Source organism: Candidatus Phyllobacterium onerii, assembly GCF_028331445.1.
Taxonomy (GTDB): domain Bacteria; phylum Pseudomonadota; class Alphaproteobacteria; order Rhizobiales; family Rhizobiaceae; genus Phyllobacterium; species Phyllobacterium onerii.
Genome location: NZ_JAQMHX010000005.1, coordinates 277,677 through 297,545 on the forward strand (window position 1 = coordinate 277,677; position 19,869 = coordinate 297,545).

The 19,869-nt window shown below is 57.4% G+C and carries 14 protein-coding genes and 1 tRNA gene; 11 read left to right on the forward strand and 4 right to left on the reverse strand.

Translation table 11 applies throughout. The features are described 5' to 3' along the window. Nucleotides 1-198: 198 nt before the first annotated feature. From PHA01_RS13980 to lpdA, 4 genes are read left to right on the forward strand one after another with little or no spacing between them, the layout of a single operon-like run. Nucleotides 199-1,449 (forward strand): 3-methyl-2-oxobutanoate dehydrogenase (2-methylpropanoyl-transferring) subunit alpha, encoded by a 1,251-nt coding sequence (locus PHA01_RS13980; RefSeq protein ID WP_271896469.1) that lies wholly within the window; start codon nucleotides 199-201, stop codon nucleotides 1,447-1,449. A 3-nt stretch (nucleotides 1,450-1,452) separates the two neighbouring features. After that, complete coding sequence (locus PHA01_RS13985; protein WP_271896470.1) at nucleotides 1,453-2,466, forward strand: alpha-ketoacid dehydrogenase subunit beta; 1,014 nt, start codon at nucleotides 1,453-1,455, stop codon at nucleotides 2,464-2,466. Between the two features lie 4 nt (nucleotides 2,467-2,470). Next, nucleotides 2,471-3,772, forward strand: coding sequence for a dihydrolipoamide acetyltransferase family protein (locus tag PHA01_RS13990; protein WP_271896471.1), 1,302 nt, complete (start codon nucleotides 2,471-2,473; stop codon nucleotides 3,770-3,772). A 3-nt stretch (nucleotides 3,773-3,775) separates the two neighbouring features. Beyond that, nucleotides 3,776-5,173, forward strand: a complete 1,398-nt coding sequence (lpdA, locus tag PHA01_RS13995; RefSeq protein ID WP_271896472.1) for a dihydrolipoyl dehydrogenase — start codon at nucleotides 3,776-3,778, stop codon at nucleotides 5,171-5,173. A 374-nt stretch (nucleotides 5,174-5,547) separates the two neighbouring features. On the opposite strand, the gene PHA01_RS14000 is transcribed toward lpdA, so the two are convergent. Both PHA01_RS14000 and parE read right to left on the reverse strand, forming a co-directional pair. Continuing rightward, nucleotides 5,548-5,943, reverse strand: coding sequence for a RidA family protein (locus PHA01_RS14000; protein ID WP_271896473.1), 396 nt, complete (start codon nucleotides 5,941-5,943; stop codon nucleotides 5,548-5,550). A gap of 612 nt (nucleotides 5,944-6,555) precedes the next feature. Further along, nucleotides 6,556-8,631 (reverse strand): DNA topoisomerase IV subunit B, encoded by a 2,076-nt coding sequence (parE, locus tag PHA01_RS14005; RefSeq protein WP_271896474.1) that lies wholly within the window; start codon nucleotides 8,629-8,631, stop codon nucleotides 6,556-6,558. Nucleotides 8,632-9,155: 524 nt separating this feature from the next. On the opposite strand from parE, the gene PHA01_RS14010 reads away from it, so the two are divergent. After that, nucleotides 9,156-10,070: a DMT family transporter gene (locus PHA01_RS14010; protein WP_271896475.1), complete on the forward strand. Its 915-nt coding sequence runs from the start codon at nucleotides 9,156-9,158 to the stop codon at nucleotides 10,068-10,070. A gap of 219 nt (nucleotides 10,071-10,289) precedes the next feature. Next, nucleotides 10,290-12,302 (forward strand): acetyl-CoA carboxylase biotin carboxylase subunit, encoded by a 2,013-nt coding sequence (locus tag PHA01_RS14015; RefSeq protein WP_271896476.1) that lies wholly within the window; start codon nucleotides 10,290-10,292, stop codon nucleotides 12,300-12,302. Nucleotides 12,303-12,414: 112 nt separating this feature from the next. Here the strand turns inward: PHA01_RS14015 and lipB are convergent, their stop codons facing one another. Then, nucleotides 12,415-13,152: a lipoyl(octanoyl) transferase LipB gene (lipB, locus tag PHA01_RS14020; RefSeq protein ID WP_271896675.1), complete on the reverse strand. Its 738-nt coding sequence runs from the start codon at nucleotides 13,150-13,152 to the stop codon at nucleotides 12,415-12,417. Between the two features lie 229 nt (nucleotides 13,153-13,381). On the opposite strand from lipB, the gene PHA01_RS14025 reads away from it, so the two are divergent. The 5 genes from PHA01_RS14025 (at nucleotide 13,382) to PHA01_RS14045 (ending at nucleotide 17,342) form a co-directional block, all read left to right on the forward strand. Continuing rightward, a tRNA-Leu gene (locus PHA01_RS14025) sits at nucleotides 13,382-13,466 on the forward strand. 297 nt (nucleotides 13,467-13,763) lie between these two features. After that, nucleotides 13,764-15,509, forward strand: a complete 1,746-nt coding sequence (locus PHA01_RS14030; RefSeq protein ID WP_271896477.1) for a SulP family inorganic anion transporter — start codon at nucleotides 13,764-13,766, stop codon at nucleotides 15,507-15,509. Between the two features lie 4 nt (nucleotides 15,510-15,513). Beyond that, nucleotides 15,514-16,338, forward strand: a complete 825-nt coding sequence (gene ppk2, locus PHA01_RS14035) for a polyphosphate kinase 2 (protein ID WP_271896478.1) — start codon at nucleotides 15,514-15,516, stop codon at nucleotides 16,336-16,338. Nucleotides 16,339-16,383: 45 nt separating this feature from the next. After that, on the forward strand, nucleotides 16,384-16,857 hold the full coding sequence (locus PHA01_RS14040; RefSeq protein WP_271896479.1) for a histidine kinase: 474 nt from the start codon (nucleotides 16,384-16,386) through the stop codon (nucleotides 16,855-16,857). Nucleotides 16,858-16,940: 83 nt separating this feature from the next. Then, the gene (locus PHA01_RS14045) at nucleotides 16,941-17,342 is read left to right on the forward strand and encodes a hypothetical protein (RefSeq protein WP_271896480.1); all 402 of its coding nucleotides are present in this window, start codon (nucleotides 16,941-16,943) and stop codon (nucleotides 17,340-17,342) included. Between the two features lie 71 nt (nucleotides 17,343-17,413). On the opposite strand, the gene PHA01_RS14050 is transcribed toward PHA01_RS14045, so the two are convergent. Further along, a complete protein-coding gene (locus PHA01_RS14050) occupies nucleotides 17,414-19,006 on the reverse strand; it encodes an arylsulfatase (RefSeq protein ID WP_417020971.1) in 1,593 nt (530 codons plus the stop codon). Nucleotides 19,007-19,869 lie beyond the last annotated feature (863 nt).

The following is a 19,869-nucleotide window of genomic DNA, read 5'->3' on the forward strand; positions in this document are numbered from 1 at the left end:
AATTGCTTTTTTGCCGGGCTCGATTTCACCCGCCCATAAAATATTCGCCGGAACTTTCAACAAGTTCAGGGTGTTATACGGAATATCTCATCAGAAAAGCGCGGTAACCGTCCGGAATTCCTTGGAAAAGCCAATGCTGCCCGCGTGATTTTTCATGGTAGTGTATGGCACGATACGCGTGATTGGGAGGTCTGTATTATGTCCGATGATGGTTCCCCTGGTGAATTTGGTCCGCTTAGCCTGCACGTGCCCGAACCGGCGGTGCGGCCTGGCGGTGCGCCAGATTTTTCCAATGTGGAGCTTGATGAGGCCGGCGCGATACGGCGTCCGGAAGTCGACGCCAATCCCGAGGACATACGCGATCTGGCTTTCTCGATCATTCGCGTTCTAAACCGCGACGGTGCAGCGGTCGGCCCTTGGGCCGGTCTGTTAACCGACGATCAATTGATTGAGGGACTGCGCCATATGATGACGCTGCGCACATTCGATGCGCGGATGCAGATCGCCCAGCGGCAAGGCAAAACCTCGTTCTATATGCAGCATCTTGGTGAAGAGGCCGTCAGCTGCGCCTTCCGTAAGGCGCTTGCGCCCGGTGACATGAATTTCCCCACATATCGGCAGGCTGGCCTTTTGATTGCAGATGACTATCCGATGGTCGAGATGATGTGCCAGATCTACTCCAACGAGCGTGATCCACTTAAAGGCCGCCAGCTGCCGATCATGTATTCGTCGAAAGAGCATGGCTTCTTTTCAATCTCCGGAAATCTTGCGACGCAATATATCCAGGCAGTGGGCTGGGCGATGGCATCGGCCATCAAGCATGACACCAAGATTGCGGCAGGATGGATTGGCGATGGGTCTACGGCCGAATCCGATTTCCATGCATCGCTGGTGTTCGCGTCGACCTACAAAGCGCCGATCGTGCTGAATATCGTCAACAACCAGTGGGCAATTTCTACTTTTCAGGGCATTGCACGAGGCGGCTCGGGCACATTTGCGGCGCGTGGTCTCGGATTTGGCATTCCGGCTCTGCGTGTGGACGGTAACGACTATCTGGCGGTTTTTGCAGTGGCAAAATGGGCGATCGAGCGCGCCCGGCGCAATCTCGGGCCCACGTTGATCGAGTATGTTACCTACCGCGCCGGCGCGCATTCCACTTCCGATGATCCATCGGCATACCGGCCCAAGACAGAATCCGATGCCTGGCCACTGGGTGACCCGGTCATCCGGCTCAAGAACCATCTGATCGGGCGCGGTGTCTGGTCCGATGATCGTCACAAGCAGACGGAGGCGGAAATTCTCGACACTGTCGTTGCCGCGCAAAAAGAAGCGGAAAGCTTCGGCACATTGCATGCGGGAGGCAAGCCGTCCGCCCGCGATATGTTCGAGGGCGTCTACGAGGAAATGCCGCCGCATCTGCGTCGCCAGCGCCAGCAGGCAGGAGTCTGATAGATGCCGCGTAAAACTATGATCGAGGCCATTCGCGACGCGATGGATATCATGATGGAACGCGACGACAATGTTGTCGTGTTCGGTGAAGATGTGGGTTTTTTCGGTGGCGTGTTCCGCTGTACCCAGGGACTGCAGGCAAAATATGGCAAGACGCGATGCTTCGATGCGCCGATCAGCGAAGCGGGCATTGTCGGCGCGGCAATCGGCATGGCAGCCTATGGGTTGAAGCCCTGCATCGAGATCCAGTTCGCAGATTATGTCTATCCGGCCTATGATCAGATCGTCTCGGAGGCGGCACGCCTGCGCTACAGGTCCAATGGCGACTTTACCTGCCCGATCGTCGTGCGAATGCCGGTTGGCGGTGGTATTTTTGGTGGTCAGACCCACAGTCAGAGCCCTGAGGCACTGTTTACGCACGTTTCCGGGCTGAAAGTGGTCGTTCCCTCCAATCCGCATGACGCCAAGGGCTTGCTGATTTCGGCGATCGAAGATCCCGACCCGGTGATCTTCCTCGAACCCAAGCGCCTCTATAACGGGCCATTCGACGGTCACTATGACAGGCCGGTAACGCCTTGGTCGAAGCACGATCTCGGCGAAGTTCCGGACGGTCACTATACGGTACCGCTTGGCAAGGCGATCAAGCGCCGCGAAGGTTCGAAGCTCACGATTCTTGCTTATGGCACAATGGTTTACGTGGCCGAAGCCGCTGCAGAGGAACACGGCATAGACGCGGAAATCATCGATCTACGCACGCTTTTGCCACTCGATCTCGAAACCATTGTTGAATCCGTTTCGAAGACTGGCCGCTGCGTCGTGGTGCACGAAGCAACGTTAACCTCGGGTTTTGGTGCAGAACTCGCGGCATTGGTCCAGGAACATTGTTTCTACAAGCTCGAAGCGCCGGTCGTGCGGGTGACCGGGTGGGATACGCCTTATCCGCACGCGCAGGAATGGGATTATTTCCCCGGACCCGTGCGCCTCGGACGCGCGCTTGTCGAAACGCTGGAGGGATAGCGCTATGGGTGAGTATATCATCAAGCTGCCGGATGTCGGTGAAGGCGTTGCGGAAGCCGAACTCGTTGAATGGAATGTCAAAATTGGGGATCTGGTGCGCGAGGACACCGTGCTTGCCGCTGTGATGACGGACAAGGCTACGGTCGAGATTCCGTCGCCAGTGGACGGCGAAATCATCTGGCTCGGGGGCGAAATCGGTCAGATCCTTGCCATCGGATCGCCGCTGGTCCGCTTGAAGATTGAAGGCGAAGGCCACGTGGTCGAGGCCACGCCAGCCAAACCGGTGAAGGCCGAGGCGCCGGCACCAGAGGCGGAGAAAAAGGCCGAAGCGCCGAAAGCTCCAGCCGAAAAACCAAAGCCGATAACGCCTCCCGCTGCGCAAAAAACGTCGGTTGCAACAAGTCGTTTTAGCGCCAATGCGCCGCGCGATGAAGGCGAGAAGCCGCTCGCGTCTCCAGCTGTTCGGTTGCGGGCAAAAGAGGCCGGCGTGGACCTTCGTCAAGTCAGCGGCACGGGGCCGGCGGGGCGCATCAGCCATGAGGATCTCGAGGCCTTCTTCGCGCGGGGATCGCAAAAGCCCGGTGTCACGGCACTTTCTCCCGACAATTCCGTCAAGGAAATCAAGGTAGTAGGTCTGCGCCGCAAGATTGCGGAGAAAATGGCGATTGCCAAATCGCACATTCCGCACATCACCTATGTCGAAGAAATCGATGTCTCATCGCTGGAGGAACTGCGCGCGACACTCAATGCCAACAAGCGCGCCGAGCAATCGAAATTGACCATTTTGCCGTTTCTGATGCGGGCGATGGTGCGGGCAATTGCCGATCAGCCGCAGCTCAACGCGCTTTACGACGACGAAGCCAATGTTATCCACCAGCATGGCGGTGTTCACATCGGCATAGCGGCGCAGACGCCGAACGGCTTGGTGGTTCCGGTGGTCAAGCATGCCGAGGCGCGCACGCTGTGGGATTGCGCCGCCGAGGTCAATTTGCTGGCAGATGCGGCCAAAACCGGTACGGCGACGCGCGAGCAACTGAGCGGATCGACGATCACGATCACGTCGCTCGGCAGCATGGGCGGGGTGGTGACGACGCCGGTGATCAATTACCCGGAGGTGGCGATCATTGGCGTCAACAAGATCATGACACGGCCGATGTGGGACGGAACGAACTTTATCCCCCGCAAGATGATGAACCTGTCGTCGAGTTTCGACCATCGCGTTATCGACGGCTGGGATGCTGCTGTTTTCATTCAGCGAATCAAGACGCTGCTTGAAACACCAGCGCTGATTTTTGTGGAAGGTTGAGCGATGAAGGATATTTCCTGCAAATTGCTGGTCATTGGCGCGGGTCCCGGCGGCTATATCTGCGCCATTCGGGCGGGTCAGCTGAATGTCGATACGGTCATCGTCGAAGCGGCGAAGGTTGGCGGTACCTGCCTGATGGTCGGGTGCATACCTTCCAAAGCGCTGATCCACGCCGCGCAAGAGTTTGAAAAGGTTGCGCATTTCGCCGCCAATCATACGCCTCTCGGTATTTCCGTAAGTGAGCCGGCGATCGACTTTTCGAAGACCATCGCCTGGAAAGACGGGATTGTCAGCCGCCTGAACAACGGCGTCGCCGGGTTGCTCAAGAAGGCCAATGTCAAGATCGTCACCGGCAAAGCCAGGTTCCGCGACGGCAAGACCGTGGAGGTCGAAACGCTGACGGGCCAGCAGATCATCAGGGCAGAAAACGTAGTGATTGCAACGGGTTCCGCGCCTGTCGAGATTCCGTCGCTGCCGTTTGGCGGCGATGTCATTTCCTCGACAGAGGCGCTGGCTCTACAGAAAATCCCTGAGAAGCTGGTCGTGGTCGGCGGCGGCTATATCGGTCTCGAACTCGGGACCGCCTTTGCCAAACTGGGCTCCAAGGTGACGGTTGTCGAGGCATTGCCCAAGATCCTGCCGCAATACGATGCGGAGCTGACCCGGCCAATCGTCAAGCATATCAATGAGTTAGGCATGACGATACTGACCGGGGCCAAAGCCAAGGGCATGAGCACCAAGGGTGATGCGCTGTTGATCGAAACCGCTGACGGCAAGGACGAGAGAATCCCGGCTGACAAGGTGCTGGTGACCGTCGGCCGCAAGCCGGTGACGACCGGCTGGGGTCTTGAGGAAATCGACCTCGATATGGACGGAAAGTTCGTCAGAATCGATGATAAGTGCCGCACCTCGATGCGCGGCGTTTATGCCATAGGCGACGTGACCGGCGAACCCATGCTCGCACACCGGGCCATGGCGCAGGGCGAAATGGTGGCGGAAATCATTGCCGGCGAAAACCGCAGCTGGGACAAACGCGCCATCGCCGCGGTGTGTTTTACCGATCCGGAGATTGTTTCTGTTGGCTTTTCTCCCGAGGAGGCGAAGCAAGCCGGACACGAAATCAAGATCGGCTTGTTTCCCTTCGCCGCCAATGGCCGCGCCATGACACAGGAAGGCGAGGAGGGTTTCGTCCGTGTCGTCGCTGCTGCCGGCAACCATCTTATCCTCGGAATCCAGGCGGTCGGGCAAGGTGTATCCGAGCTCTCGGCGTCGTTTGCCCTTGCCGTGGAGATGGGCGCGCGACTGGAAGATATCGCCGGAACGATCCACGCCCACCCGACGCAGAGCGAAGGTTTTCAGGAAGCCGCCCTCAAAGCGCTCGGACACGCGCTGCATATCTGACGCAACTGAGCGCAATCAAATTGAAGCCGGCGGTTGAAAATCTTGCGCCGGTTTCGGGGATTCTTGCATAGGAATCGGGATTCCTTGCGCAGGTATTGCTCGGACTTGCACCAAAAAAGTTTTGAAATAGCGGTTCATAGGGATCAAATGCCAAAAAACCGCCAGGACAAACGCGTATCGCCGGAGAATTAATTGAACGAGCGTTCGATTAATTTTTTTCCAGAGCTTTTCGGCTTAAAAAATAGCCGGACTTGCGTCCGGCTCAATGGGGGGAACCAGGCGCGCGCCAAAAGCAGGGAGGAGGAGCCGCGCCTAGTCTTTATGATGTACTCCTGTTCGGGGCATACTTCAAGGACTAATACTTTTGATGTATATCACTCTAATACCGCCACTGCATCGACTTCCAGAAGGTAATCGGGGTTGGTCAGCGCAGCGACACCGACCAGAGTGTCGGTTGGCTTGTGATCTTTGAACAACACAACCCGTCCTTCTTCGATCATGGCCAGGTGCTCGCGCTGGTAATTGGCGACGAAGATTGTCAGCTTCGTAACCTGTCGAGGTTCGGCGCCGGCGGCGGCAAGCGCCCGCCCGATATTTGCAAAGACCTGACGGGCCTGCGCCACCATATCACCGCGACCAACAAGGTTGCCCTGGCTGTCTTCCGCCACCTGTCCGGCGATGAAAACCATTCGGCTGCCTGTGGCAACGATGACATGACTGTAGGTCTGTGGGGTCGAGATGCCGTCAGGATTGATACTTTTCAATGCCATTGGATTGCCTCCGTTCACGGCGACGAGGATCCAAATTCAATTGAGCAATGGAATCGGGCGGGTTGGCCCTGCCTAAGTCGCAAGTTGGAACAGCCTTCGGATACCATAAAGCATGCACCCAAGGCAGTGGCCCAAGAAACAGATTGTCAAGATAACGTAGCCACACATGACCAGCAGCAGCGTACGGGCGGTGGGCTCCAATCCCGCTACGGGCACAAGGTCATAAAACAAACTTATAAGCCAACCGAATTTCACGCTCCATTGACAGCCGACGTCAGAACAACTTGATTGAATGCTAGGTATCGTGACTGCGAACCATGCGAGAGAGAGTAAACCGAAGTTTCTCCATGAGTAGTCTCCGGCGATGAGGCTTTTTTGGACTTGAACGACCATTCGTACGATCGCGATTAGTCCCGCAACAAGTATCACAAGTGTCAAAAACCAAATAGTCATGGGAACCCTCTTGGTTATATCGAGGGGCTTGTTGTAGCGCGGGATCGGTTGCTGTCCCGTTCATTTGATTGCTAAACGTTTATCAATAGGACTTCTGTACCAACGCTGTCACGCAGAAGGTGTGAAGGAAGATCTTCATCAAGGCCTATCGCCGAAGCGTTAAATATCCAGTTCCTCAACAAAGGCGGCGCGGTCCTGGATGAAGCGGAAGCGTGCGTCGGGGCGGGTGCCCATCAGATCGTCCACGGCGAGCTTGGTTTCGTTGGCCCATTCCTCGTCGATCTGGACACGGAGCAGGGTGCGCTTCTTGCGGTCCATCGTCGTTTCCTTGAGCTGGTCGGCGCGCATTTCGCCAAGGCCCTTGAATCGGCCGATCTCGACCTTGCCCTTGCCGGTGAACATCGTTCGCATGAGTTCGTCCTTATGCGCATCGTCGCGGGCATAGGCGACCTTGCCGCCCTGCGCGAGACGGTAGAGCGGAGGAACCCCGAGGAAGAGGTGGCCGTTGCGGATCAGCTCCGGCATTTCCTGATAGAAGAAGGTGATCAGCAGTGAAGCGATATGCGCGCCATCGACGTCAGCGTCGGTCATGATGATGATGCGGTCGTAGCGCAGATCTTCATCGCGATATTTGGAGCGCGTGCCGCAACCGAGCGCCAGGATGAGGTCGCCGATCTGCTGATTGGCTGTCATCTTCTCGCGGCCGGCACTGACCACATTCAAAATCTTGCCGCGGAGTGGCAGCACGGCCTGCGTGGCGCGATCGCGCGCCTGCTTGGCGGAACCGCCAGCGCTGTCGCCCTCGACGATGAAGAGCTCGGCGCCCAGCGCCCCGGTCTGGCTGCAATCGGCAAGTTTGCCCGGCAGGCGCAGCTTCTTGACGGCTGATTTGCGATTGACCTCTTTTTCCTGGCGGCGTTTGACGCGCTCTTCAGCCCGGTCCACCACCCAGTCGAGCAGCTTCGATGCTTCCTGCGGCGAGGCGGCAAGCCAATGATCGAACGGATCGCGAATGACATTTTCAACGATGCGCTGCGCTTCGACGGTCGCCAGCTTGTCCTTGGTCTGGCCAACGAATTCCGGCTCGCGGATGAACACCGAGAGCATCGCGGCAGCCGAGATCATCACATCATCGGTGGTGATGATCGAGGCGCGCTTGTTGCCGGTGAGTTCCGCATAGGCCTTGAGGCCGCGGGTGAGGGCGATACGCAGCCCTGCTTCATGGGTGCCGCCTTCGCCGGTCGGAATGGTATTGCAATAGGAATTGACGAAACCATCGCCGCCATACCAGGCGACAGCCCACTCCATGGCGCCATGGCCGCTGGTTTTTTCCGTCTTACCGGCGAACATCTCGCGCGTGATCTGAAAATCCTTGCCGAGCGAGGCGCCAAGATAATCCTTGAGACCGCCCGGGAAATGGAAGACGGCTTTGTCCGGCGTCGGATCCTTCGGATCGAGCAGTGACGGCGCGCAATTCCACCTGATCTCTACGCCGCCGAAGAGATAGGCTTTCGAGCGCGCCATCTTGTAAAGCCGCGCTGGATCGAACTTGGCGCCCTGACCGAAAATCTCGGCATCTGGATGGAAGGTCACACGCGTCCCGCGACGGTTCTGCACTTCGCCGACTTCTTCAAGCGGTCCAAGCGCCTTGCCGCGCGAAAAGCGCTGGCGATAAAGGCGGCGGTTGCGCGCGACCTCGACCTCGACGTGGTCCGAGAGTGCGTTGACCACCGAAACGCCGACGCCATGCAGACCGCCCGAGGTTTCGTAGACCTTGGAGTCGAACTTGCCGCCGGCGTGCAGCATCGTCATGATGACTTCGAGGGCGGATTTGTCCTTGAATTTCGGATGCGGATCGACCGGCATGCCGCGACCATTATCCGTGACCGACAGATAGCCGTTTTCGTCGAGATCGATATCGATGAAATTGGCGTGACCGGCAACAGCCTCGTCCATGGAATTATCGATGACTTCGGCGAACAGATGATGCAGCGCGCGCTCGTCGGTGCCGCCGATATACATGCCCGGACGGCGGCGAACCGGCTCTAGCCCTTCCAGCACCTCGATGTCGGCGGCATTGTAATTGCCGCTGGCTTCAGGCGTCGTGCGTGCGGATTTGACAGGTGCGGCAGGGGCAGGCTTGGCAACTTGATCAGAACGTGCGGGTTCACTCGCCGCCTGCCGTTCGCGGGCGGTTTTTACGATCGCTGAAAAGAGGTCGTTATTGTCATCCATGGTCTTGTTCGGCCAACTTCATAGAGATTCGAATCACCCTTGATATTTGCACGCTTCATGGCGAAACGCGATGGGAGTTCGCTGTCTGTTCCGGTATTCACCCACAGAACTATACGCCCGAGCGCTTACATTCAAGTGCGGCTGAAAAACTGACCGAGCGGGTTGGCGGTGTATTGTCATCCTTTCGATGAGAGTGACGTGCTCAACAAAACGTTTTCCACGTAGCACCTCCTTCTCCGTCATCCTCGGGCTTGACCCGAGGACCCACGACAAGGAAGCACCGAGCGATTTATCCTGGCTCTACGGATTCCAGTAAGTTTTTTGCTGGTGACATTAGCTTCAACCCTACTGGAATATGTTGCGCGGGGGTGGACGTATGCTCCTCAGCCGAGAGTCCTCGGGTCAAGCCCGAGGATGACGGAGAAGGTGGAGGGACCCATGCACCCACGATCACGATTGCTTTTTTTGGCAGAGGCGATATCCCAGCAAGCCATGCCGCCGCGGCGTCCAGGGGAATGATGAACATGGAAAATACAACCTCACAACAGGTGCAGGGTGTGTCGATGATGGCGGCGGCCATGTTCTTCCTGCCCGTGATGGATGCCATTGCCAAATGGCTTTCGACGGTGGACAGCGTCTCGCCGGCAACCGTAACGCTGTTCCGTTTTGCATTTCAGGCCATGCTTGCGGCGATGATTATTATTGCCATGACCGGGGTCAAATCCTTAAGGCCCGTCAAGCTTTGGGGTAATCTGTTTCGCGGCGTTCTCATGGGTGTCGGCGGGCTTTGCTTCTATGCGGCGATCAAATACATGCCGCTGGCAGACGCCATAGCGGTGTTCTTCGTTGAACCGCTGATGCTGACGACTCTTTCGGCAATCCTGCTGAAGGAACATGTCGGCTGGCGCAGGTGGACGGCCGTCGCTGTCGGTTTCATCGGCACGCTGATCGTTATTCAGCCCAGTTGGGAACTCTTCGGCTGGGTTTCGCTTTTGCCGCTCGGCACGGCAGCGTCGTTTGCCTTCTATCTTATCCTGAACCGACGTTATGGCACTGCCGACACAACGCTCGTCATGCAGTTATATGCGGGGGTAGGCGGTACGCTGACGACTCTCGTCGCGCTGTTCTTCGGCGCTGCCTTTGAAATCAGCGATATGACATTCGGCCTTCCTGCCAATGCCCTGTCATGGTCTTTGCTGTTCGCGATGGGTGTTATTGCGACAACGGGACACCAGCTGATCACCACCGCCTCTCGGCTTGCCCCCGCCTCGCTGCTGGCGCCGTTTCAATACCTCGAAATCGTCATGGCAGTGCTCATCGGGCTCTTTGTCTTCAGGGAATTTCCCACCGCATCGAAGTGGCTGGGGATCGCCATCATCGTTGCTTCCGGCGCCTATCTGATCTGGCGCGAAGGGAAAAAGCGCGAAGCGAGAGCCTGAACGAAAATTCGCCATGGAGGACTGCAAATGGCGTTTTTCTGCGCTCCGATGCTCACGTACCAAAACGTACGCTGCGCTTCGGTGCTCGAAAACCACCATTTTCGCCACCCCCTGGCGGATTTTGGTTCGGGCTCTAGCGAGCCTGCGCATAACTGACAAGAAGCAGTTGAGTAGAACGAAGTTTGGCAATAGAAACAAAGACCTGTTGGGAGGTTCGTTTTGTTCAAAAAGATACTGATTGCCAACCGCGGCGAGATTGCCTGCCGCGTCATTAAAACTGCATGCAAGATGGGGATTGCCACGGTTGCGGTTTATTCCGATGCGGATCGCGATGCGGTGCATGTGGAGATGGCCGACGAGGCCGTGCATATCGGGCCGGCTGCTGCTGCCGAAAGCTATCTCGTGGCGGACAAGATCATCGCAGCATGCAAGGAGACCGGTGCGGAAGCCGTTCACCCCGGCTACGGGTTTCTCTCCGAGCGGGCTTCCTTTTGCGAGGCACTGGAAAAGCAGGGGATCATCTTCATCGGGCCAAAACCCAAGGCGATCATCGCCATGGGCGACAAGATCGAGTCGAAAAAATTCGCCAACGCAGCCAAGGTGAGCACGGTTCCAGGCTTTCTTGACGTCATCACCGACCCGGCCCATGCGGAGCGGATTGCGGGGGAGATCGGCTACCCGGTGATGATCAAGGCCTCGGCAGGCGGCGGCGGCAAGGGCATGCGCATCGCCTGGAGCAAATCGGAAGTGCGCGACGGTTTCGAACGCGCGACCTCCGAGGCGCGCAATTCCTTCGGCGATGAGCGGGTCTTCATCGAGAAGTTCATCGTCGATCCGCGTCACATCGAAATCCAGTTGCTGGCTGATGCTTTCGGCAACTCCATCTATCTTGGCGAGCGCGAATGTTCGGTGCAGCGCCGCAACCAGAAGGTGGTGGAGGAAGCGCCGTCACCCTTTCTGGATGAGGCGACGCGCAAGGCGATGGGCGAGCAGGCGGTGGCGCTGGCCAAGGCGGTGGACTACCAGAGTGCCGGAACGGTCGAGTTCATCGTCGACAAGGACCGCAATTTCTATTTCCTCGAAATGAACACGCGCCTGCAGGTGGAACACCCGGTGACCGAACTGATCACCGGGATCGATCTGGTCGAACAGATGATCCGCATTGCGGCCGGTGAAAAGCTCGCGATCAGACAGGCGGATGTGAAGCTAAACGGCTGGGCTGTCGAAAGCCGGCTCTACGCGGAAGATCCGTATCGCAATTTCCTGCCATCGATCGGGCGGCTGACCCGCTATCGCCCGCCGGCGGAGGGGCCGGTAGGCAAGGCGATCATCCGCAACGACACCGGCGTGACCGAGGGCTCGGAAATCTCGATGTTCTACGATCCGATGGTCGCCAAGCTCTGCACCTGGGCACCTACACGGCTCGAGGCCATCGATGCGATGGCGGATGCGCTGGATACATTCGTTGTCGATGGCATCGCGCACAACATCCCGTTTCTCGCTGCGCTGATGCAGCACCCGCGCTGGCGCGAGGGACGGCTTTCGACCGCCTTCATCGCAGAGGAATTTCCGGATGGATTCAAGCCGATTTCGCCGTCACCGGAGGATCTCGATATATTGGCAGCGATCGCGCTGGCTGTCGAACTCGTGCGCAAGGAGCGGCTGGATCGATTGTCGGATCGTTTGCGGCCGCACACGGGCAAGATGCGCACGGAATGGGAGGTGCGGATCAAGGACGATTATGTGCCGATCACGATCGCAAATTGTGCGGCCAAACCGCCTTCGAAGATCGAACTTTCAATTCGTGACGGCGATGTCGTTACCATTCGCAGCGACTGGCAGCCCGGCGACGCCGTATGGAGCGGTTATATCGACAAGCGCGCGGTGAAGGCGCAATTGCGCCCGGTGCTCAATGGCATGCGCATCGATTGGAGAGGCATGTCGATCATCGCGCACGCCATGCAGAAGCACGTGGCGGCGCTGGAAAAGCTGATGCCGGTGAAGATACCGCCGGATACGTCCAAACTCTTGCTCTGCCCGATGCCCGGGCTGATCGTCTCGATCAATGTGACGAAGGGTCAGGAGGTCAAGGCGGGCGAAACGCTGGCCATCGTCGAGGCGATGAAGATGGAGAACGTCTTGCGTGCCGACCGCGATCTGACAGTGTCGGTGATCAACGCCAAGCAGGGCGACAGCCTGGCGGTGGATGCGGTGATCATGGAATTCATCTAGAGACCTTTACCAATCCACCCCGACGGCCATCTGATGCGACTTTCTGCGCTTCCGGTGCTCACGGACCAATAAGTCCGCTGCGCTCCGGTTCTCGGGAATCACACCAGCTGACTCATAGGGCTGAATTCTCAAAAGGTCTCTGCGCCGCGCCAAACACATCCTCGAACGCGTCGTACAGCGCCCGGTCGAGGTCGTGCATTTCCACCGGCAATCCGAGATCGACAAGGCTGGTGACGCCGTGCCCGCGAACGCCGCACGGCACGATGCCGTCGAAATGCGCAAGCTCCGGTTCGACGTTGATCGAGATGCCATGGAAGCTGACCCATTTGCGCAGGCGGATGCCGATGGCGGCGATCTTGTCCTCGGCCGGTGAGCCATCGGACAGGGCAGGCCGCTCCGGCCGCATCACCCAGACGCCGACGCGATCCTCGCGCCGCTCGCCCCTGACGTTGAACGCGGCGAGGGTGGCGATGATCCATTGTTCGAGCGCGGTGACGAAGGCACGGATATCCTCACGCCGCCGCTTCAGATCGAGCATGACATAGGCAACGCGCTGGCCCGGACCATGATAGGTGTATTCGCCGCCGCGGCCTGTGGCGTAAACGGGAAATCTGTCGGAGACGAGGAGATCACCCGCCTTGGCGCTGGTGCCTGCCGTATAGAGCGGCGGGTGCTCGACGAGCCAGACGAGCTCGCGCGCCGTGCCGTCCCTGATCGCCGCAACGCGGCTCTCCATGAAGGCAAGTGCCGCATCATAATCTGTGAGGCCATCGGTGATCAGCCATTCGACGGGGGGCGACAAGTCCCGGGCGAGGAATGCGGGGGCGAGATCGTCGCGGTTGGTCTTCATGATGCGAATTTCATATCCGGTTATGGTTGCCTGCGCCGAACGTTTGACGATGTTCAGAATGGGTGCGCCGGATATGGACCTTTTCGCAGCGGATTTCCAGTCGAATGCAGCTTGGGCGTGTTTCGCCCGCATTGATGAAAAACAATTGCGATAGTCGACGATAGGGCTTGTTTAGCTGAAACCTATTTGCTACTAGCGCCAAGCCGACATGTTCGGCTTCTACCACAGTGCGGTCGTGGCGGAATTGGTAGACGCGCAGCGTTGAGGTCGCTGTGTCGCAAGACGTGGAAGTTCGAGTCTTCTCGACCGCACCATTTCACTTTCATCAAGTGATGATTGTATTGCAAAAATGGCGGCTTCGTGCCGCCATTTTGCATTTTGGCCCCCATTCACCCGCGGGTATGGCAGACCCTCCGTGCGGGAGCTCAGCCTTCTGCAGACGTTGTTACCGTAACGTACTTGCGCCTCCGGTAAACATGAATGAGGCTACGGGAACGCCAGATCTCCCGCAGACTATAGCTGCGTCGTTGAAACTGCGAATGAGCAGTCGGATCGGAAGCGTTTCCTGGAGCATTGACAATGATAGTTGCCGCAAGCCAGAGGTCCAGGCCATGACCTTGTCCATCCCCGTTTTCAGGAGCCTGAGGGGATATCGAGCCAGTTGGCTGCCGAGTGACATATCGGCCGGGCTCGCGGTCGCCGCAGTTGGCTTGCCAAGTGCCATTGCCTACCCGGCGATCGTCGGCTTGCCTCTGGAAACGGGGCTCTATGCAAGCATAGCGGCTCCGATAGGCTACGCGTTGTTCGGTCCTTCCAGGATACTGATTGTCGGGCCAGACGCGGCTACCATGACCGTGCTGGCAGCGGCCGTAACATCGATCGTCGTCTCCCTGCCGGCGGACGCATCGGTAGATCGTGCCATGGTTGCATCGCTGATCGCCCTCGTTGTGGGAGTGATATGCTTGGCAGCTCGTCTTTTGCGTCTCGGCGTTGTGGCAACGTTTCTCTCGCGCCCGATCCTCGTCGGGTTCTTCGCCGGCATTTCCGTATCGATCATCGTTGGACAGATCGGCCGCCTGACTGGGCTGTCGATTCAATCGGACGGGCTCATAGCGCCATTCGTTGAACTCATCAACGAGAGCGCCGCCATAAATTGGCCATCGCTTCTGCTCGGATTGTCCATGTTCATTCTTTTGCAGGTGGTCAGGGTTTCCCGCCTGCCCGTACCGGGCCCGGTCATTGTCGTCGTGGTTTCGGCCATCCTGTCGGTACTTTTCAATTTCCAACAGATGGGCATTGCCGTTATCGGCGACATCCCCTTTGCGCTGCCATCCATCTCGATACCTTCTGTAGCTGCTCTTCCACTGGATCGAATTGTGCTGGGTGCGGCCGCTGTTTTTCTGGTGAGCTTTGGATCGGGCATTGTTGCGGCCCGCAGTTTCGCAGGGCGCTCCGGTGAACATGTCGACGCCAATCAGGAACTGATCGGGCTGGGCGCGGGCAACATTGCCGCTGGCCTCTTCGGGGCATTTCCAATCAGCGTCTCGGACTCCCGGACGGCGATCTGTTTTTCGACAGGTGGAAAATCTCAGGTGGCGGGGCTCGTCTCGGCTGCAGCGCTGATAGCGACGCTACTCTATTTCAGCGATGCGATGCGGATTCTCCCCATCCCCGCACTCGGTGCCATTCTGGTAGCCGCTGCTCTCAGCCTGATCGATATCGCAGAGTTGAGACACATCTGGCGTATCAGCCGCGCCGAGTTCGTTTTTGCGCTTATCACAATGTGGGGCGCCATAAGCTTCGGTGTACTGGCCGGGGTGGTGATCGCTATCGCCGCAACGCTTGTTCACCTCGTGCGTCAGATGATGTTTCCGCGGGACGCTCTACTCGGCCGTCTCGGCAGTCGTGAAGGCCTCTACAAGCTGCACCGCTTCCCTCAGGCTCGCCCGATCCCAGGTCTGGCCCTCTATATAATCCAGGGCAGCCTGTTGTTTTTCAATGCCGACTACGTTCGGGAGCGCATCAGAACCATTGCCTCCGGTTTACCTGCCGGGACCCGCTGGTTCGTTATCGACGCCAGTGCAATTGCCCAGATCGACAGCACCGCCCTTGCCATGCTCGATGACATCAGAGGCGATCTGGCAGCGGATGGAATGACACTGGGCATCGCCGAGTTGCACGCCGAGGTGAAGAAGATGCTGGAACGGAGCGGTCTGCTAGAGAGTATCGGGCCCCAGTATGTTTTCGAGGATGTGGAGGATGCAATACGCGGCTTCAATGCCAGGCAGAACGGACTTTCCGAGCGGCCGGTTGCAGCTTCAACAGGACTTCAAGTGCAGACACCAGAGGGAGGATAATGTGATGAACAAACACGACAACACATTGCGGGAAGAGGAGCATGTCGAACACAAGAAGCTCGGCAAGGACCGCTACGAAAAGCAAATGAAAAAGCTTCAGATCGAGCTCGCGCATTTGCAGGCATGGGTGAAGAAATCCGGCGCCCGCGTTATAATCCTGTTCGAAGGCCGCGATGCAGCCGGGAAAGGCGGCATGATCAAGCGGATCACGGAACGGGTCAGCCCGCGCGTGTTTCGCGTCATTGCGCTTCCGTCGCCAAGCGACCGGGAGAAATCGCAGATCTTCATGCAGCGCTACCTTCAACATTTTCCCGCGGCGGGAGAGATCATCATCTTCGACAGAAGCTGGTACAACCGCGCGGGCGTCGAGCGGGTCATGGGATTTACTTCCGAAAAGACAGTGCGGCGCTTTCTCGAACTTGTCCCGCAGTATGAAGCCACGATCGTTGAAAGCGGCATCATATTGCTCAAATATTTCCTGACCGTCGGCGAAGAAGAGCAGGAGCGCCGGTTCCGCCGTCGCATCGACGATCCCTTGCGCCAATGGAAACTCAGTCCGATGGATGTCACGTCGTATCAACGCTGGTGGGACTATTCCCGCGCTTACGACGAAATGCTGAGGATGACGGACGGCCGCGATGCTCCGTGGTGGCTTGTGCCATCCGACGACAAGGAGCGCGCGCGCATCAACTGCATTTCGCACATCCTCAAGTCGATCCCTTACGAACGGGTCAAGTTTGACGCGCCGAATCTCGGCAAGCGGCAAAAGCGGCCCAACGACTATATCGCGCCAGAGGCTACCCCCGCCGTGGTCCCCGACGTGCTTTGAAGACGGTATCCGTCGAGCAACTTCGTCAACGAAAGGATCAAGCAGATGCCAGAGAAAAAAGAACATCTAGATATGAACGCGATGCCCCCAAGCGCGGAGGAAATTCGCAAGGAAGTCATACGGCGTGCAAGGGAGGAAGACGAAAAACAGGCGAAAGCAAAGGCAGTACAGGAGAAGAAGGCTACCGACTTCGCTGAAGATTTCCTCAAGAACCACGTCAGCGAAGCAGACGTTCTCGCGGTTCGCCGGCTTGTGGCAAATGCTGTCCAGGCGGGAAAATTCGAGGCTATGGTCTATAGCTTTTCATCGGATCTTTGTTCGGACAGCGGTCGCGCAATAAACAGCGGCGACAAAGACTGGCCGGAAACGCTGCAAGGCAAGGCAAAGGAGTTTTATGAACGCTATCAGCAATTTGCCAAGCCGCAGGGTTTCAAGCTCAAGGCAATGGTCATCAGCTTCCCCAACGGAATGCCCGGCGATGTCGGCTTCTTCCTGAACTGGGGTTCAGATCGCGTTTAAGGCGGCTTTGTTGATATCGCCGATCCATAAGATGACCGCTGCAGGCGGTAAACGATATTTGCCCAGAAGCCGGGAGGTGGAAAATGCCGTCTGTAGTCCACGATGCCGAGAAGGTCGGTAAGAGAGAAAGCGCGAGCACAAGGGTCAGTCGGATCATTGCTATGACGATTGCCCTGACCCTCGTGCTTGGCGCGAGCTTCGGTAACCCTGCACTCGCGGACGAGCCGACCTTCGCCAAACTTCAGGCAATGTGCAGAGACAGGAAAGATGAGCTGAGACACGGTTTTTGTATCGGGTTCCTTGAAGCTATCGCCCTGCGTGTTGCAAAGGAAAACAAACATTGCGCACTGCTTCAAAGATATATCGACAGTCCCAACGCAAATCTCGCGTTCTCCGATTTGATAGCCGATCTGGATCCAATGGAGTATTCAGGCAGCGCTCTCAAATCGGTGGAAAAGTTCTTTCTCAACAGGGGCTGCAACTGACTGAGGGAGATTCTCGGTGGGGACGATTGAAGCTGAACGGCCCACCGACCGTCCAGCAATTATAAAGAAGTTTACTGCCCGGCCTGTTTCCTCATGGCCTCTGCAATCTGCGCCTTGACGGCACTGAGCCCGAAGCTGGCGCCAGTCTGCATCGGTGGGAAGTCGATGGCGGTCTTCGCCAGCTCCTCCACCTTCTGCTGAACAAGAACGAAACGCCAGAACTCGAATTTGTACCATTCCATGTATTCGAGCGAGCCGTTATTCCCGCCCTTGAAGAATGCCGTGCGCTCGAACGGATCCAGGCGCAGGTTGACGACGGTCGGTGCACCCAAGGTCACCGTGTCACCTAGCCAGCCGCCCGGCTGTTCCTTGAACGTGTATTTATAATCGTCGATGCGGGCTGCCCCGAGTGTGCTTTCGGCGAAATACCAGATCTCGTGGCGGTTGGATTTACCCGATCCGGTGATCATGCTGGTCTGGTCATAGCCGTCGAGATGAACCTTGTAGTTCTGGCCATTGAGTTCCTTGCCAGCCTTCAACTCGACGATGATGTTTGGATCGCCAGCGGCAGCGACGAGGGTTGGAAACCAGTCGAGGCCGGAGAACAAGCCATTTGCGATCGAGCCTGCCGGAACGTGACCGGGCCAACGGATCATGGCCGGTGCGCGGAAGCCGCCTTCAAAGGTCGTGCCCTTGCCACCGTAAAACGGGGTCTGTCCACCATCCGGCCAAGTGAAGTTTTCGGTGCCATTGTCGGTGGTGAATATGACGATGGTGTTATCATCGTCGCCCATATCCTTGATCTTTTGCATGGTGGCACCGACGATGTCGTCGAGTTGTGCCATCCCAGCTTCGTGGATGGTCCAGCCGTTCTCGGAATTGCGCATGCTCTCGTATTTTTCCGAAAGATGGGTGACGATATGCATGCGCGTCGGGTTGAGCCAGAGGAAGAACGGGTTGCCGTCGGACTTGGCCTTGTCGATGAACTTGAACGAAAGGTCCCGAATTTCGTCGTCAACAGTCTTCATCCGCTCTGGATACAGCGTCCCGGCATCCTCGATCTTCTGTTTCCCGACTTTGCCCCAGCGCGGCATTTCCGTCGGATCGTCCACATCCGTAGCCCAGGAGTGGACCATGTTGCGAGGGCCGACGACGTTCAGCAGTTCCTGCGGATATCCGGGGTGAGCGGGGTCTTCCATGGCGTCAAGATGATAGAGGTAGCCGAAGAACTCGTCGAAGCCGTGCACGGTCGGCAAGAACTTATTGAGATCGCCGAGATGGTTCTTGCCGAATTGCCCTGTAGCGTAGCCCATGGACTTCAGCACAGTCGCAATGGTCGGTGCCTCGGCTGGTATACCTATGGGCGAGCCAGCCTGTCCGACGGTGGTCATGCCGGTACGGACCGGCAGTTCGCCGGTGATGAAGTTTGCGCGGCCTGCCGTGCAGCTCGCTTCGGCATAATAGTCGGTGAAGAGCATCCCTTCAGCGGCGAGCTTGTCGAGATTGGGTGTACGTCCGGCCATCATGCCGCGGTTGTAGGCACCGATATTCCAGATGCCGATATCGTCAGCCATGATGACGACGATGTTGGGTTTCTTGGCTGATCCTTGCGCATTGGCGATCTTGCCGACTGCCGTATTCGCGACAGCGCCGATTGCCGACATGGCGAATAGCGATCCGCCTGTCAGCAGGATATCGCGCCTGCTTGGGTTGTCCTTGTCTGCCATTGTGATCTCTCCCCGTGATCAGGCAAAAGCAAAACGACGTATTGCGGTTTGTTATAAAATTGGTAGAGCCGCGGCGCGTATGCTCTGTGATCCAGCCGTGCGAAGACGCATGCTGCGTTGACATTAACGAGCTTGGCGGCTGGCCTGATGGATTATTCTTCGTTGGGGATTGTCAAAGGATCAAGTACGTTACGGTAACATCAGGGGCGTTAGGAGTCCGTCGAACTCGACGCCCGTCCAGGGGCACTCGTCACATCAATAATATTTGCGGGGCGGCACCGACGATAGTTCCGAGAATAAGACCAAGAAGGCTCGTCCCAACAGCACCAAACCACCCATAGGTTTCGTAGCCGTACAGTGCTCCAACTGTGGTCGCAACTACCACGCAAATCAGAAACCACGATATGCGCATGCTGATCCAAATCTTGGTTAGCTTGGGACTACGGCGCCATTCCGCATTTTTACCAGGATCAGGCGTTTCAGACATCTTTTCTTCTCGTCAATGTGCGTTCTTTGATGTTGACAGAAGTTTCGCCCGCTTCAACATAATCATTCGTTTACTGTCACGAGAAGTTCGAGTTGTGAGACGCGCCTAAAACAAGCACCATGCCGGGACGGCTGATAGGACTGGTAAGTTGCACAAAACTCCGCTTAAAAATGACTTGCTTTGGTATGTATCGCTTCTGGCCGTAATAGCAATTGTTTGTCCCATACTCGCGGGCTTGGGTGTGCCGCAGGTTCTGTGGCTTAGTTTGATGATGGCTGCCGGCGCGGGAGGGGCGTACCGCATGTACCGTATT

Bases quoted from the DNA above. Each gene is read 5' to 3' on its own strand.
- PHA01_RS13980 (WP_271896469.1), top strand. From the start codon at position 199: ATGTCCGATGATGGTTCCCCTGGTGAATTTGGTCCGCTTAGCCTGCAC.
- PHA01_RS13985 (WP_271896470.1), top strand. From the start codon at position 1,453: ATGCCGCGTAAAACTATGATCGAGGCCATTCGCGACGCGATGGATATC.
- PHA01_RS13990 (WP_271896471.1), top strand. From the start codon at position 2,471: ATGGGTGAGTATATCATCAAGCTGCCGGATGTCGGTGAAGGCGTTGCG.
- lpdA (WP_271896472.1), top strand. From the start codon at position 3,776: ATGAAGGATATTTCCTGCAAATTGCTGGTCATTGGCGCGGGTCCCGGC.
- PHA01_RS14000 (WP_271896473.1), bottom strand. From the start codon at position 5,943: ATGGCATTGAAAAGTATCAATCCTGACGGCATCTCGACCCCACAGACC.
- parE (WP_271896474.1), bottom strand. From the start codon at position 8,631: ATGGATGACAATAACGACCTCTTTTCAGCGATCGTAAAAACCGCCCGC.
- PHA01_RS14010 (WP_271896475.1), top strand. From the start codon at position 9,156: ATGGAAAATACAACCTCACAACAGGTGCAGGGTGTGTCGATGATGGCG.
- lipB (WP_271896675.1), bottom strand. From the start codon at position 13,152: ATGAAGACCAACCGCGACGATCTCGCCCCCGCATTCCTCGCCCGGGAC.
- PHA01_RS14030 (WP_271896477.1), top strand. From the start codon at position 13,764: ATGACCTTGTCCATCCCCGTTTTCAGGAGCCTGAGGGGATATCGAGCC.
- ppk2 (WP_271896478.1), top strand. From the start codon at position 15,514: ATGAACAAACACGACAACACATTGCGGGAAGAGGAGCATGTCGAACAC.
- PHA01_RS14040 (WP_271896479.1), top strand. From the start codon at position 16,384: ATGCCAGAGAAAAAAGAACATCTAGATATGAACGCGATGCCCCCAAGC.
- PHA01_RS14045 (WP_271896480.1), top strand. From the start codon at position 16,941: ATGCCGTCTGTAGTCCACGATGCCGAGAAGGTCGGTAAGAGAGAAAGC.
- PHA01_RS14050 (WP_417020971.1), bottom strand. From the start codon at position 19,006: ATGTCGGCAATCGGCGCTGTCGCGAATACGGCAGTCGGCAAGATCGCC.